We start from the raw sequence: 12242 nt of genomic DNA, 5'->3' as shown, positions 1-12242 counted from the left end.
GACTTAACCTTTCATCCGCGCGGTGACGGCTTCGTTGATGGCATCCGCGTTGACGTCCACGCCCATGGTGGACACCAGTGCCTGCGCCACGTCGCGCGCGACCTCGCCTACGTTTTGCGTGGCGTTTGCCCGGATCTCGGCGATGGCAGCTTCGGCCTCGGCGGTCTGGGCGGAAATCTTGGCGTCGGCTTCGGCCAGTGCAGCATCAAGGTCCTTCTGGGCCTCGGCACGGGCTTCGTCCGCGATACGGTTGCTTTCGCTGCGTGCGTCGGCAAGCGCCTTTTCGTATGATTTTTCTGCGGCGGCGGCCTGATTTTTCAGGTCTTCGGCTGCGGCCAGATCATTCGAGATCGTGCCGGACCGTTCAGCCAGAATAGCCGAGATGCGCGGCAAGGCCACGCGCGACAGCATCAGATAGATCACGACAAGCGCGACCAACAGCCAGAAAATCTGGTTGGGGAATGTTTCAAAGTTAAGCTGGGGCATGCCAGCGTTCACTTCGGTTGCGACTGTTTCAGTTGCCATCAGGCCCCCCGGATACCTTAGGTTCTACCGGCCGGGCCGCGAATGCGCCCCGGCCAGCCGTAAGGATGATTTGCGGTCGTCTTAGACTGCGAACATCAGCAGAAGTGCGATCAGGAACGAAAAGATCCCGAGAGCTTCTGCAAATGCCAGGCCGATGAAGAGTGTCGCGGTCTGCGACGCAGCGGCGGAGGGGTTGCGCAGTGCGCCGGCCAGGTAGTTACCTGCCACGTTGCCAACACCCAGAGCAGCCAGACCTGTACCGACGCCAGCCAAGCCAGCACCCAGGAATTGGCCCATGTTTGCGATATCGCCTTCCATAATCTTTTCTCCTTACGATGGAATTGCGTTGATGGTTCGTAGACTTACCCGTGGACCTGCCCGTTAGTGGGCCGGATGCAGCGCATCCTTGAGGTAGACACAAGTCAGAATGGTAAAGACGTAGGCCTGGATGCCGCAGACGAGGATTTCCAGACCGTAGATCGCCGTGATGGCCAGAACGGACAGCGGGCTGACGGCCGCCAGTGCGGCAAAGGCTGCGAACACCTTGATCACGGCGTGACCGGCGGTGATGTTGCCTGCCAGACGGACCGAGTGGCTGACCGGACGGACGAAGTACGAAATGATTTCGATCACGGCGATGATGGGACGCAGGAATAGCGGTGCCTCTGACATCCAGAACAATTTCAGGAACGACGGACCGTTCAGCACGAAACCAAGGATGGTAACTGCGAAAAACACGCCGAAACCCAGCACCGCGGTCGCCGCGATATGGCTGGTCGTCGAGAACGACATCGGGATCAGGCCGAGGTAGTTGGCGAACAGGATGAACATGAACAGCGTCATGATATAGGGGAAATACTTCAGCCCCTCCTTGCCGGTGATGTCCTCGACCATCTTGTGGGTAAAGCCATACATCAGTTCGGCGATGGACTGGCCGCGACCGGGGATCGTCGACCGGCTGCGCGTACCCCAGATGAACAGCGCCGCGATGCAAAGCACCGCAATAGCAAGCCACAGGGTCACGTTCGTTGGCGTGTACCAATGCACGGGACCGTCACCGAACAGCGGCTTGACAATGAACTGGTCCAGCGGGTGAAAAACCAGACCGCCAGTTTCTTCGGCACCGTCGTAAGCAGTTTCAGTCGCCACGTGTTTCACCCTCGTCATCGGCGGATTGTTCCGCCTGCTGTTTCGCCTGCATTTCCTTGGCTGACCGCATCATGGTGTTCACACCAGCTGCGAAGCCAAAAAAAATGAACAGCACCAGAAATATCGGCATGGTCTCAAAGAAGAGATCCAGGCTGTATCCGATGCCGAAACCGATCCCAAGACCGGCCACAAGTTCGATCACCATCCGCCACGCAAGCTGCGCCTGACCGTGATGGCTTTCACTATGGGATTTAATCGGTTGTATCACCTTGCGGGCCGCCAGTTTGCGTTCCAGCGCCTTCAGACGCTCGGACGGATCTGGCTGGTCCGGGTTCGGTGTCACGTGGATCTATCCCGTTCGTTCCCGTGAGGGTCTATGGCGCGAACGAAAAGGAGTCAAGCGAGGCAAATTTTACGCCAACAAATTGATTTGTATGGATATATTCAATACACACAGACAGCAATTCGCCGAAATCCAATGCATCGCGCCCCCGTTTGTCATTCAACCATTCGGTTGACGATAGCGCTGGCATCGGCGTATCGGATTTGCATGACCGCAAATCTGGACACAACCTTTGCAGCACTTGCCGACCCGACCCGCCGGGCGATCCTGTCCATGTTGCTGGAGGATGATATGGCCGTCACGGACGTGGCAGAGCCGTTCGAGATGTCATTGGCGGCAGTGTCAAAGCACCTTGGCGTGCTGACAGCCGCCGGTCTGGTGTCACAGGAAAAACGCGGCCGCGTGAAATGGTGCAAACTGGAACCCGATGCGCTGCATGCTGCGGCGGTCTGGATGCAGGCCTTTGGCATGTTGGGCCCGCTGGACATGGATGCGTTCGAAGGGTTTCTATTGGGCCAGTTGGAACAGAAAAAAACCGCCAACCCGTGATCCGGGCGGCGGCTGATAACTGGTTAACCTGTCGTGTGCGTTACAGTACGAACTGCACGATCGCGACGACGATGACCACGAGACCCACGAGATAGATGATATTACGCATTTTTTTTATCCTTGCTGAACTATTCGTGAGCGAACGCCCCGGTGCGACATTTTGTTCCGATCAGCCCCCGTGTTTTTTCGGGCCGTCATCGCGCAGCAGCAGGAACAGTGCCAGAATGGTCAGCGCTATTCCGACCAGGATCAACGGTCGCGGCGGCACGGCCCCCAGCGCCAGCTGCCAGCAGATCACCCAGCTGGGCGTCAGATAGGTGTAGGCCATGACCTTGGCGCTTGGCAGGCGGGTTGCGGCGAACTGCAACAGCGCAAAGGTCGCGGCAGACGCAGCGATGGCCACATAGGCCAGCGTGATCCAGACGATACCCGGCAGACTGGTCCAGGGCGTCGCCACGATTGCGTCCCAGGCATAGACCGTCAGCAGCAGCGCTCCGGCCAGCAAGGTGCCACAGGCAAATACCAGCGTGCCCTCACCCCGTTTCAGCAGCGCCACGCAGGGCGTGTAGAACGCATGCGCAATACATCCGACAAAGAATATCGCCTCGCCCCGTCCCACATCCAGCGCACGCAGAGCGGCCAGATCAGCGCGAAAGATGACCCACAGCGCCCCGATCCCGCCGATGGCCAGCGCCAGCGCCATCCGCACCGTCAGACGTTGCCGCAACAACAGCCAGCCGAAACCGGCCGCCATGATCGGTGTCAGGGTAAAGACCGCCGAGGTGCTGACCGGCGGCGCGGTTTTCAGCCCTTCGAACATTGTGGCGAAATAGATGCCCATCAGGGCTGCCAACGCGAAATAGCGCCATGGTGCCTGAAATGCCCTGCGGTTCACCTGCCCGGTCGCCACCGCGGCCACGGCCAGCAATACGGCCGCCAGCCAGAACCGGGCAGCCGTCATGACCACGGGGTCGATTTCGTTTGCAGCACGGCTGCCAAGCGCAAAGCTGCCCGCAACCAGCGCCGAGAAGGTCAGCATCGCCAGATGACCCGCCCTGTCGGCGGACCGGGGTTTGAACATCACAGTTCGGCCTTTTTGACCCAATCCTTGAGAAAGGCGACAAAGGTCTGCACCTTCTTGCTGCGGTGCAGATCGACGTGGGTGACGATCCAGACATCCACGGACCACTCTTCCGGGCTTTCGATCACGGGGACCAGTTTCGGATAGCTCAGCAGATCCAGTCGCGACATGAAACCGATACCGGCCCCGGCCAGAATGGCCTCGCGCAGCACACGGGCGTCCGTCGTCTGAATGCGCCGCCTTTCGTCGGGCACACGTTCGGACAGCCAGCGGTAGAAGGGCGCGCGATTGACCCCGTCCATATGCGTGACGAATTCGTGCCGCGCCAGGTCCGCTTCGGATTCGACCGGGCCCATCCGGGCGAGGTAATCCTCTGATGCGACCAGCACGGGCCGGAGCTGCATCAAGGGTTGGACCACGTTGTCGGGTTCTGCCGGTCGCGCGCCTGCCCGCACGGCGACATGGGCCTCGCCGTATTCCAGCCGAAAGATGCGTTCGTCGGTCAGGATCTGGCTGCGGATTTCAGGGTAAGCCGTGTTGAATTCGTGAATGACACCCGCAAGGATGATCGACAACTCGCCGATCGAGGTAATGATCAGCTCGCCGCTGACGCCATCGCCCTGCCCCTTGATGCGTCCGACCAGCTGGGTGAATTGTTCATCCGTCGTCTGCGCCACGCGCAGCAGATCCACACCTGCATCGGTCGGCGTGTAGCCGCGTGCATGGCGCTGGAACAGCTTGACGCCCAGCCGGCCCTCAAGCGAGTCGATATGTCGGATGACCGTCGCATGATGCACGCCCAGTTGTTCGGCGGCCCCGCTGACCGTCCCCGCCCGCGCCACCTGAAAGGCCGTGCGGATTTCGTCCCAGCTGTCCATGTCTTGCGCTCTCTCTGGTTCAGGCCGTTCTGTGCCAAGGTCGGTTATTTTACCCCATAGCGCAATCGTCAATGACCTGCATCGCTTGACCGGGACTGACGGAACATCCCACTGTAGGACATGACTTCGTTGACCCACCGCCTGATGCGGCTGCACGCATGGACCGTGCAAAAGCCGATCCTCGCCCTTGTGCGACACACAGGCGTGCTGCGCGTCCTGTTCACCGTGAATGCCGTGATCGGCAACAAGACACCGCCGGGTCTGCGCCTGAAGGCAATCGACCTGAACGGCAGACCCGGAATGATCTGCGGCACGGATGCACCGACACCGAACGGCACGACGCTGTATCTGCACGGCGGCGCCTTCGTGATCGGCAATCTGCGGGGCTACAGGCATCTGGTCGCGCGGCTGGCGCAGGCGGCGGGCACGCGGGGTGTATTCCTCGATTACCGGTTGGCGCCGGAACATCCGTTTCCGGCCGCACTTGACGATGCAGAGGCGGCCTGGCGCGCGTTGTCTGATGATCCGGACGCGGGACCGCTGACATTGGCGGGGGACAGCGCGGGCGGCAATCTGGCGCTGGCACTGTTGCAGCGGATCATCGCCAAGGGGCTGGTGTTGCCGCATGGCGTGGCTGTGCTGTGTCCCGTCACGGACCTGCGACTGGAAAACCCGTCGCTGGCGAAAAACCGCAGTACGGATCCGCTGGTTTCGACCCGTTGGGGCGCGCGGGGCGTTGCGGCCTATCTGGCCGGTGCAGATCCCGCCCAGCCCGATGCCTCGCCCATACTGGGGGATTTCACCGGCGCACCACCCGTTCTGATCCACACCGACCGGGGCGAGGTGCTGCACGACGATGCCTGCCTGATGGCCGACCGGCTGCGCCATCAGGGCGTGGATGTCACATTGACCAAGGAGGCGGGTCTGTATCATGTCTGGCATCTGAATGTCGGGCGCACCGTCGAAGCAGGTCGCAGCGTGGCCCAGATCGGCGCATTTCTGTCCGACGCCGTCACAAGGGGCCGTTCATGACGATACTGATCCTGATCCTGCGGATCGCGCTGACCGTCGCGTTTCTCTATTTCGGTTTGCGCAAGATTTTTGGCGGCAAGGAAGACGTCAAAGTCTACGACGCACTTGGGTTCGGACAATGGCCGCGTCCCATCACCGGCAGCGTGGAAACGATCTGCGCCATCGGGCTATGGGTGCCGGGGTTTCAGGGGATCGCGGCACTGGGCCTGCTGGCAACGGTCATCGTCGGCACCACGGCGCTGACCCTGTTCACCAGACTGCCGCGCGCGCACATGTTCGCGCTGATCGCAGGCTGCGCCGTGCTGGTCTGGTTCGATGCCGCCGATATCCTGCGTTTTCTGCCGCCGGCTTGACTCTGTGACTGTCCCCGCATAATCCGCAAGCAATTCCCCGGAAGCTGTGCCTTCCGGTCCCCGGTTTACGGGGATCGCCCTCCGTCAGCGCGTTGCGCCCACGGGGGCGCTACCGCATTGAGCGTTCGTCCCCATATGGGTGGCAACGCAACCGACGACAGGACGAGCCATGTTCGAGAACCTCTCTGACCGCCTATCAAGCGTCTTTGACCGCCTGACGAAACAGGGTGCCCTGTCCGCGGACGACGTCAAGACCGCCATGCGCGAGGTGCGTGTTGCCCTGCTCGAGGCTGACGTGTCGCTGCCTGTCGTGCGCGATTTCGTCAAGGCAGTCGAGGCCAAGGCGACCGGTCAGGCCGTGACTAAGTCGATCACACCGGGCCAGCAGGTCATCAAGATCGTCCACGACGAATTGCAGCACGTCCTGACCGGCGACGAAGATCCCGGCAAGCTCAAGATCGATAACCCGCCAGCACCCATTCTGATGGTCGGCCTGCAAGGTTCCGGCAAGACGACGACGACGGCGAAACTGGCAAAACGGCTCAAGGATCGTGAGGGCAAGAAGGTCCTGATGGCCTCGCTTGACACCAACCGCCCTGCGGCCATGGAACAGCTTGCGATCCTCGGCACGCAGATCGGCGTGGATACCCTGCCCATCGTCAAGGGCGAGACACCCGTGCAGATCGCCAAGCGCGCGAAAACGCAGGCAAGCCTTGGCGGGTATGACGTGTTCATGCTGGATACCGCGGGTCGTCTGCACATCGACGCAGAACTGATCGCGCAAGCCGCCGAGGTGCGTGACGTCGCCAACCCACGCGAAACGCTGCTGGTGGTTGACGGCCTGACAGGTCAGGACGCAGTCAACGTCGCCCAGGAATTCGACGACAAGATCGGCGTGACCGGCGTGGTCCTGACCCGGATGGACGGCGACGGGCGCGGCGGTGCGGCCCTGTCGATGCGAGCGATCACCGGCAAGCCCATCCGCTTTGTCGGTCTGGGCGAAAAGATGGACGCGATCGAAACCTTCGAGCCACAGCGCATCGCGGGCCGTATCCTGGGCATGGGCGACATCGTGGCCCTGGTCGAAAAGGCGCAGGAAACGCTGGAGGCCGAACAGGCCGAACGCATGATGAAGCGGTTCCAGAAGGGCCGTTTCAACATGAACGACCTGAAAATGCAGCTCGACCAGATGCTGAAAATGGGCGGCATGGAAGGCATGATGGGCATGATGCCCGGCATGAACAAGATGAAGGGCCAGATGGACAAGGCCGGGATCGACGACAGCATCCTGCGCCGCCAGATCGCCCTGATCAATTCCATGACCAAGGCCGAGCGCGCCAACCCTGACCTGCTGGCTGCCAGCCGTAAAAAGCGGATCGCCAAGGGTGCCGGCCTCGAGGTTTCGGAACTGAACAAGCTGGTCAAACAGCACCGCCAGATGGCCGACATGATGAAGAAAATGGGCAAGGGCGGGATGCTCAAACAAGCGATGAAGCAGATGATGGGCAAGGGTGGCATGCCGGACATGAACGACCCCGCCGCCATGCAAGAGGCCGCAAAGGCCATGCAGGGCCGCATGCCCGGTGGTGGCCTGCCCGGTCTGGGCGGTGGTGCCGCCCTGCCTCCCGGTCTGTCCGGCTTCGGCAAAAAGAAATAAGCGATGATGTCGGATCGTTCCCTGCACAGCCGCATGCTGACCTCTGCCCCGGTGTTGACCACCGGGCGGTTGTTGCTGCGCGGCCCGCAGGACAGCGATCTGGACGCCTTGACGGACATGGTGACGCAATCGGACCGCATGGCGCATGTCGGCGGCAAGGGCACCACCACCGAAGCCTGGCGCGCATTCATCGCTGGGATCGGCCACTGGCAGATGCGGGATTTCGGGTTCTTTACGATCACCGACCGCAACACCGGCGAAACCTTTGGCCGTTGCGGCCTGCTACGCCATGTCGGCTGGCCTGAAACCGAACTGGCCTACCACCTGTTCGACGGCGCAGAGGGACGCGGCATCGCCTATGAGGCATGTATTGCCGTGCGCCGCTGGGCGGGCGAGAGCCTTGGCCTTGGGCCGCTGGCGTCGTTCATCGCCCCAGCCAATGCGCGCAGCCGTGCGCTGGCCAAACGCCTGGGCGCGGTCGAAGAAGGCCTGCACGTCATCGACGGCGACGAGGCATTGGTGCACCGGCACTTGGCGCATGATGCGCCGCTGGCCCGCGCGCAATGGCTGGAGGTGTCGCAATGAACCACAGCCTGCAAACCGCCCGCCTGATCCTGCGTCAGCCCAATGCATCGGACTGGCCCGCATTCCGCGATTTCATGGCGTCCGACCGTGGCGCGCTGTTCGGCCACACGACCGAAGGCGCCGCCTGGCGCAGCTTTGCCGCCGAACTGGGGCACTGGCAGATATTCGGTTACGGCATGTGGGCCGTCACGCAGCGCGGATCGGATGCCATCGTGGCGTTGATCGGCCCGTGGTGCCCGCCAGACTGGCCAGAACGCGAAATCGGCTGGATGGTGCTGGACCCCGCAATCGAAGGCACGGGCATCGCCCATGAGGCGGCCAAGGCATCGCTGATGCACGCCTTTACGGCCCTGGGCTGGACCACCGCCGTCAGCTACATCGCACCCGGCAACACCCGGTCTGCCGCATTGGCCGCCCGGTTGGGCGCCGCACCCGACCATGCCGCGACCCCGCCCGCCAGCTATGCAGGCCAGGTGGTGTGGCGTCATCCCCTGCCAAAGGACCTGTCATGACGATACATCCCTGGGAACAGCCCCCTGCCGGACAGGCCGCCGTCGCGGTCGACCGCATCGTGCAGGCGCTACCGCGCATTGCAACGGACCGCACCATCATGCGCGGCCCCTACATGGAAGATTTCGACGTCTTTGCCGATCTGGTGACGTCGGACCGGGGGCGCTATGTGTCCGGCCCACTGACGCGCGAGGGTGCGTGGGACGATTTCATTCAGCTGACCGCCAGTTGGATCTTGCGCGGTGCCGGTCTGTGGACGGTCGAACATCAGGACGACAAGCGCGTGCTGGGGTTCGTGCTGCTGGGCCACGAAACCGGCGATCCCGAACCCGAACTGGGGTTCCTGTTCACCCAAGAGGCCGAGGGCCACGGATACGCTTTCGAGGCTGCTGAAAAGGCACGCAACAATGCGTGGAACGCGCTCAGCTTTGAAACGCTCGTCAGCTATATCGACCCCGAAAACGACCGCGCGATCGCGCTGGCGAAACGTCTGGGTGCGATCAAGGACGACGGCATGCACGACGGCTGCGAAATCTGGCGTCACCCCCGACCGGAGTATGACCTGTGACAGATGATCCCGTCATCCGCGCCGCAGAAGTGCTCAAGGAGCACCGCGCCAGCATAGACCGGCTGGATGCGATCCTTGTCTATACCTTGGGCGAACGGTTCAAGCACACGCAGGCTGTCGGCGCGCTCAAGGCCGCGCACGATCTGCCGCCGTCAGACCCCACGCGCGAGGCGACACAGATCGCCCGCCTCACCGATCTTGCGAAACGGGCCGATCTGGACCCGGAATTCGCCAAGAAATTCCTGAATTTCATCATTCAGGAAGTCATCCACCACCACGAACAACACAAATCCTGACGGGCCTCCCCCGTCATCAATACCCAAGAAGGAAAAACATCATGGCTATGAAAATTCGTCTCGCCCGCGGCGGTTCCAAAAAGCGCCCCTATTATTCCATCGTTGCTGCCGACAGCCGCATGCCGCGCGACGGCCGCTTCAAGGAAAAGCTGGGCACCTACCAGCCGATGCTGTCCAAGGACGATGAAAACCGCGTCAAGATGGACATGGAGCGCGTGACCTACTGGCTGGGCCAGGGCGCAGAGCCCACCGACCGCGTCGCCCGCATGCTGGAGGCCGCAGGCCACCTGCCCAAGAAAGACCGCCAGAACCTGAAAAAGGGTGAGCCGGGCAAAGCTGCCAAGGCACGCGCCGAAGAAAAGGCCGCCAAGCAGGCCGCCATCGACGAGGCCGCTAACGCCCCCGCCGAGGCCCCCGCAGAAGAGGTCGCAGCAGAGGAGTAAATCCTGCGCCGCGTGACCGATTGGCCCGCCTGTGCACCCGCACGGGCGGGCCTTTTTCGTATCGCGCCCCTATTCCGCCCGCGCCGTGGTCGCGCTACACTGGATCCCGAACAAAATTCAGGGGCGTTGCATGACCGAGACCGTAATCGTGGGCCGTATCGGCGGATCATTCGGCGTTAAGGGCGAGGTCCGGATCAAATCCTTCTGCGCCGATCCACAGGCCATCGCGGATTATACGCCGTTGACGACCGCGGACGGGCGCAGCTTTGCCCAGATGGTGCTGACGGGGCAGACCAATGGCGGTTTCACCGCGCGGCTGGATGGCGTCATCACCAAGGAAGACGCCGATGCGCTGCGTAACGTCGATCTCTATGCGCCGCGCGATGTGCTGCCGGCCCTGCCCGACGACGAGTATTATTACACTGATCTGATCGGGTTGACCGTGGTCGATACCGGCGGCGTGACTTTGGGCACGGTCGCGCGGGTGGTCGATCACGGCGCGGGTGATCTGCTGGATGTGACGGTGGCCGGGCAATCCGACACGGTCCTGATCCCCTTCACCCGCGCGGCGGTTCCCACGGTCGATCTGACCAGCCGTCGCATCGTGGCCGATCCCCCCGAGGGTCTGTTCCCCACATGAGGCAGATTTTCATCCATCCGGGGTTCCACAAGACCGGGACCAGCTCGATCCAGCATTTCCTGTGGTACAACCGCGAAACACTGGACCCGTTTGGCGCACCGGTGATGCTGCGGCACATGAAACCGCTGTTGCAGATCATCGGGCGGTTTTCGCGCACGCTGAACCCGCTGGATCTGATGGATTACGTGGCCCGCATGGACGATGCATTCGCCGTGGCGGCCCCCCGCAGCGACCAGAACATCATCATGTCCTGCGAGGGATTGCTGGGCAACCTTCCCGGCGGGCCGGGGGTCGCCTCTTACGCGCCGTCGGTCACGCTGGCCGCCTATCTGACCGGCTACCTCGCGGAACGGTTCCCCGATGTGCGGCAACGCATGATCCTGACCACGCGCGATGCCGACGGCTGGCTGTTCAGCACCTACCGGCATCATCTGCGCGGACACCGGCTGAAACTGGATTTCAATGAATTCGCGGCCCTGCACGCAGGCACCGCCGATCTGGATAAAACCGTGGCAGAGGTGGCAGAGGTGATCGCCCCCGTGCCCGTCGACACGCTGCCGATGACCGACCTGCTGGCGCATGATTTGGGGCCCGGTGGCGCGTTGTGCGAACACATGGGTGTGTCGCCCAAGATCATGGTGCAGCTGGCACCCGTGGGGACCGGCAATGCGGGACCGGATACCGCGTTGTGGCAGAAATTCCTGGACCTGAACCGCAGCCCGCTGGCCGATCGCGCAGTCGCCGCCGAAAAGGAACGCCTTGCGGCAGAGGCCAACCTGGGCGGCTGGCGGTTCGCCTGATATGGCCCGCGTCGTCGTCCACCCCGGTTTTCACAAGACCGGGACATCCAGCCTGCAAACCTACCTGACGAAACACCGTGCAGCGCTTTGCCCGTATATGGCGTTCTATGGCAAGGACGACTTCTTGCAGGCCGGAGCCGCAGCGCGCCTCTATGCGCAACGCCCGTTTCGGTGGCGACTCTGGCTCTTTCGGCGGCGCCTCGACCGGTTCCTGGCCACGATCTCGGACGCCCCTGTGGTCGTCCTGAGCCGCGAGACATTCAGCGGGTCCATGCCCGGCCACCGCCGTATGTCAGGCAGGCTCATCACAAGATACCACGACGTAGCCGTGCCGTTGGGCCACCAGATCAATGCGGCACTGCGTGCCCGGTTCGGCCCGGACGTGCAGATCACTTATTTCTACACCCTGCGTGAACGGGAGGACTGGATCAGGTCCGTCTATGGCCATCTGCTGCGATCCATTCACCTGACCTGCGATTTCAACGCGTTCCGCGCGCAATTTCCCGATCTGATCGACCCCGCGACCGAGGCCATGCGGATTACGCAGAATTTGGGCATCGCCGACGTGCATTGCGCCGACCTTCACGATATCGGCCACCGCCGCGCCGGACCCGCCAGCGCGTTGCTGGACCTCATAGGCGTTCCGGCAGCGGTTCAGGATGCCCTGCCACCCGCCGCCCGTGCGAATGCAGGGCAGGATCTTGAATTGCAAAATACTTTTCTGGCACTGAACCGCGCAGGCCTGAGCAAGGCAGCGTTGAAACGACGCAAGGAGGAACTGCGCCGACTGGCCGATTGACGTGCATGGAACAAAATGTCGCAGCCCCGGGTTG

At 62.4% G+C, this 12242-nt stretch carries 18 protein-coding genes; 12 read left to right on the top strand and 6 right to left on the bottom strand.

The window, feature by feature from the left end; translation table 11 throughout:
• Window positions 1-3 precede the first annotated feature (3 nt).
• From BMX27_RS10595 to BMX27_RS10580, 4 genes are all read right to left on the bottom strand, one after another.
• Window positions 4-525, bottom strand: coding sequence for a F0F1 ATP synthase subunit B' (locus BMX27_RS10595; RefSeq protein WP_090159803.1), 522 nt, complete (start codon window positions 523-525; stop codon window positions 4-6).
• A gap of 81 nt (window positions 526-606) precedes the next feature.
• The gene (locus BMX27_RS10590; RefSeq protein ID WP_056035496.1) at window positions 607-843 is read right to left on the bottom strand and encodes a F0F1 ATP synthase subunit C; all 237 of its coding nucleotides are present in this window, start codon (window positions 841-843) and stop codon (window positions 607-609) included.
• Between the two features lie 63 nt (window positions 844-906).
• Window positions 907-1692 (bottom strand): F0F1 ATP synthase subunit A, encoded by a 786-nt coding sequence (locus BMX27_RS10585; protein ID WP_090159802.1) that lies wholly within the window; start codon window positions 1690-1692, stop codon window positions 907-909.
• The gene (locus BMX27_RS10580) at window positions 1664-2017 is read right to left on the bottom strand and encodes an AtpZ/AtpI family protein (protein ID WP_090159801.1); all 354 of its coding nucleotides are present in this window, start codon (window positions 2015-2017) and stop codon (window positions 1664-1666) included. Before BMX27_RS10580 ends, BMX27_RS10585 begins: the two co-directional genes overlap by 29 nt.
• A gap of 207 nt (window positions 2018-2224) precedes the next feature.
• Here BMX27_RS10580 and BMX27_RS10575 point away from each other — a divergent pair, with 207 nt between their 5' ends.
• Window positions 2225-2566, top strand: coding sequence for an ArsR/SmtB family transcription factor (locus tag BMX27_RS10575; protein WP_090159800.1), 342 nt, complete (start codon window positions 2225-2227; stop codon window positions 2564-2566).
• 169 nt (window positions 2567-2735) lie between these two features.
• On the opposite strand, the gene BMX27_RS10570 is transcribed toward BMX27_RS10575, so the two are convergent.
• Together BMX27_RS10570 and BMX27_RS10565 are read right to left on the bottom strand one after the other, a co-directional pair.
• The gene (locus tag BMX27_RS10570; RefSeq protein WP_090159799.1) at window positions 2736-3647 is read right to left on the bottom strand and encodes a DMT family transporter; all 912 of its coding nucleotides are present in this window, start codon (window positions 3645-3647) and stop codon (window positions 2736-2738) included.
• A complete protein-coding gene (locus tag BMX27_RS10565) occupies window positions 3647-4525 on the bottom strand; it encodes a LysR family transcriptional regulator (protein WP_090159798.1) in 879 nt (292 codons plus the stop codon). The genes BMX27_RS10570 and BMX27_RS10565 overlap by 1 nt, the downstream gene beginning before the upstream one ends.
• Before the next feature lie 120 nt (window positions 4526-4645).
• On the opposite strand from BMX27_RS10565, the gene BMX27_RS10560 reads away from it, so the two are divergent.
• The 11 genes from BMX27_RS10560 (at window position 4646) to BMX27_RS10510 (ending at window position 12208) form a co-directional block, all read left to right on the top strand.
• Entirely contained in the window at window positions 4646-5557 is a 912-nt protein-coding gene (locus tag BMX27_RS10560) for an alpha/beta hydrolase (protein ID WP_090159797.1), read from the top strand.
• Complete coding sequence (locus BMX27_RS10555) at window positions 5554-5910, top strand: DoxX family protein (protein WP_090159796.1); 357 nt, start codon at window positions 5554-5556, stop codon at window positions 5908-5910. The genes BMX27_RS10560 and BMX27_RS10555 overlap by 4 nt, the downstream gene beginning before the upstream one ends.
• A 169-nt stretch (window positions 5911-6079) precedes the next feature.
• Complete coding sequence (gene ffh, locus BMX27_RS10550) at window positions 6080-7567, top strand: signal recognition particle protein (protein ID WP_090159795.1); 1488 nt, start codon at window positions 6080-6082, stop codon at window positions 7565-7567.
• A gap of 3 nt (window positions 7568-7570) precedes the next feature.
• Window positions 7571-8152 (top strand): GNAT family N-acetyltransferase, encoded by a 582-nt coding sequence (locus BMX27_RS10545; RefSeq protein ID WP_256212472.1) that lies wholly within the window; start codon window positions 7571-7573, stop codon window positions 8150-8152.
• The gene (locus BMX27_RS10540; protein ID WP_056035528.1) at window positions 8149-8664 is read left to right on the top strand and encodes a GNAT family N-acetyltransferase; all 516 of its coding nucleotides are present in this window, start codon (window positions 8149-8151) and stop codon (window positions 8662-8664) included. Before BMX27_RS10545 ends, BMX27_RS10540 begins: the two co-directional genes overlap by 4 nt.
• Window positions 8661-9230, top strand: a complete 570-nt coding sequence (locus tag BMX27_RS10535) for a GNAT family N-acetyltransferase (RefSeq protein ID WP_090159794.1) — start codon at window positions 8661-8663, stop codon at window positions 9228-9230. Before BMX27_RS10540 ends, BMX27_RS10535 begins: the two co-directional genes overlap by 4 nt.
• Complete coding sequence (locus BMX27_RS10530) at window positions 9227-9526, top strand: chorismate mutase (protein WP_056035533.1); 300 nt, start codon at window positions 9227-9229, stop codon at window positions 9524-9526. Before BMX27_RS10535 ends, BMX27_RS10530 begins: the two co-directional genes overlap by 4 nt.
• Before the next feature lie 41 nt (window positions 9527-9567).
• Window positions 9568-9969, top strand: coding sequence for a 30S ribosomal protein S16 (gene rpsP / locus BMX27_RS10525; RefSeq protein ID WP_177172705.1), 402 nt, complete (start codon window positions 9568-9570; stop codon window positions 9967-9969).
• Window positions 9970-10099: 130 nt separating this feature from the next.
• Window positions 10100-10609, top strand: coding sequence for a ribosome maturation factor RimM (gene rimM / locus BMX27_RS10520; protein ID WP_090159793.1), 510 nt, complete (start codon window positions 10100-10102; stop codon window positions 10607-10609).
• Complete coding sequence (locus BMX27_RS10515; RefSeq protein WP_090159792.1) at window positions 10606-11409, top strand: hypothetical protein; 804 nt, start codon at window positions 10606-10608, stop codon at window positions 11407-11409. The genes rimM and BMX27_RS10515 overlap by 4 nt, the downstream gene beginning before the upstream one ends.
• On the top strand, window positions 11369-12208 hold the full coding sequence (locus BMX27_RS10510) for a hypothetical protein (RefSeq protein WP_177172704.1): 840 nt from the start codon (window positions 11369-11371) through the stop codon (window positions 12206-12208). Before BMX27_RS10515 ends, BMX27_RS10510 begins: the two co-directional genes overlap by 41 nt.
• The last annotated feature ends 34 nt before the right edge of the window (window positions 12209-12242 follow it).

Source organism: Loktanella sp. DSM 29012, assembly GCF_900110705.1.
Lineage (GTDB): Bacteria > Pseudomonadota > Alphaproteobacteria > Rhodobacterales > Rhodobacteraceae > Loktanella > Loktanella gaetbuli.
The sequence above is the reverse complement of the archived record's forward strand: the minus strand, read 5'-3'. Positions and strand labels throughout refer to the sequence as shown.

Bases quoted from the DNA above. Each gene is read 5' to 3' on its own strand.
- BMX27_RS10570 (WP_090159799.1), bottom strand. From the start codon at position 3,647: ATGTTCAAACCCCGGTCCGCCGACAGGGCGGGTCATCTGGCGATGCTG.
- BMX27_RS10565 (WP_090159798.1), bottom strand. From the start codon at position 4,525: ATGGACAGCTGGGACGAAATCCGCACGGCCTTTCAGGTGGCGCGGGCG.
- rimM (WP_090159793.1), top strand. From the start codon at position 10,100: ATGACCGAGACCGTAATCGTGGGCCGTATCGGCGGATCATTCGGCGTT.
- BMX27_RS10560 (WP_090159797.1), top strand. From the start codon at position 4,646: ATGACTTCGTTGACCCACCGCCTGATGCGGCTGCACGCATGGACCGTG.
- BMX27_RS10515 (WP_090159792.1), top strand. From the start codon at position 10,606: ATGAGGCAGATTTTCATCCATCCGGGGTTCCACAAGACCGGGACCAGC.
- BMX27_RS10545 (WP_256212472.1), top strand. From the start codon at position 7,571: ATGATGTCGGATCGTTCCCTGCACAGCCGCATGCTGACCTCTGCCCCG.
- ffh (WP_090159795.1), top strand. From the start codon at position 6,080: ATGTTCGAGAACCTCTCTGACCGCCTATCAAGCGTCTTTGACCGCCTG.
- BMX27_RS10575 (WP_090159800.1), top strand. From the start codon at position 2,225: ATGACCGCAAATCTGGACACAACCTTTGCAGCACTTGCCGACCCGACC.
- BMX27_RS10585 (WP_090159802.1), bottom strand. From the start codon at position 1,692: ATGACGAGGGTGAAACACGTGGCGACTGAAACTGCTTACGACGGTGCC.
- BMX27_RS10595 (WP_090159803.1), bottom strand. From the start codon at position 525: ATGGCAACTGAAACAGTCGCAACCGAAGTGAACGCTGGCATGCCCCAG.
- rpsP (WP_177172705.1), top strand. From the start codon at position 9,568: ATGGCTATGAAAATTCGTCTCGCCCGCGGCGGTTCCAAAAAGCGCCCC.
- BMX27_RS10535 (WP_090159794.1), top strand. From the start codon at position 8,661: ATGACGATACATCCCTGGGAACAGCCCCCTGCCGGACAGGCCGCCGTC.
- BMX27_RS10540 (WP_056035528.1), top strand. From the start codon at position 8,149: ATGAACCACAGCCTGCAAACCGCCCGCCTGATCCTGCGTCAGCCCAAT.
- BMX27_RS10555 (WP_090159796.1), top strand. From the start codon at position 5,554: ATGACGATACTGATCCTGATCCTGCGGATCGCGCTGACCGTCGCGTTT.
- BMX27_RS10590 (WP_056035496.1), bottom strand. From the start codon at position 843: ATGGAAGGCGATATCGCAAACATGGGCCAATTCCTGGGTGCTGGCTTG.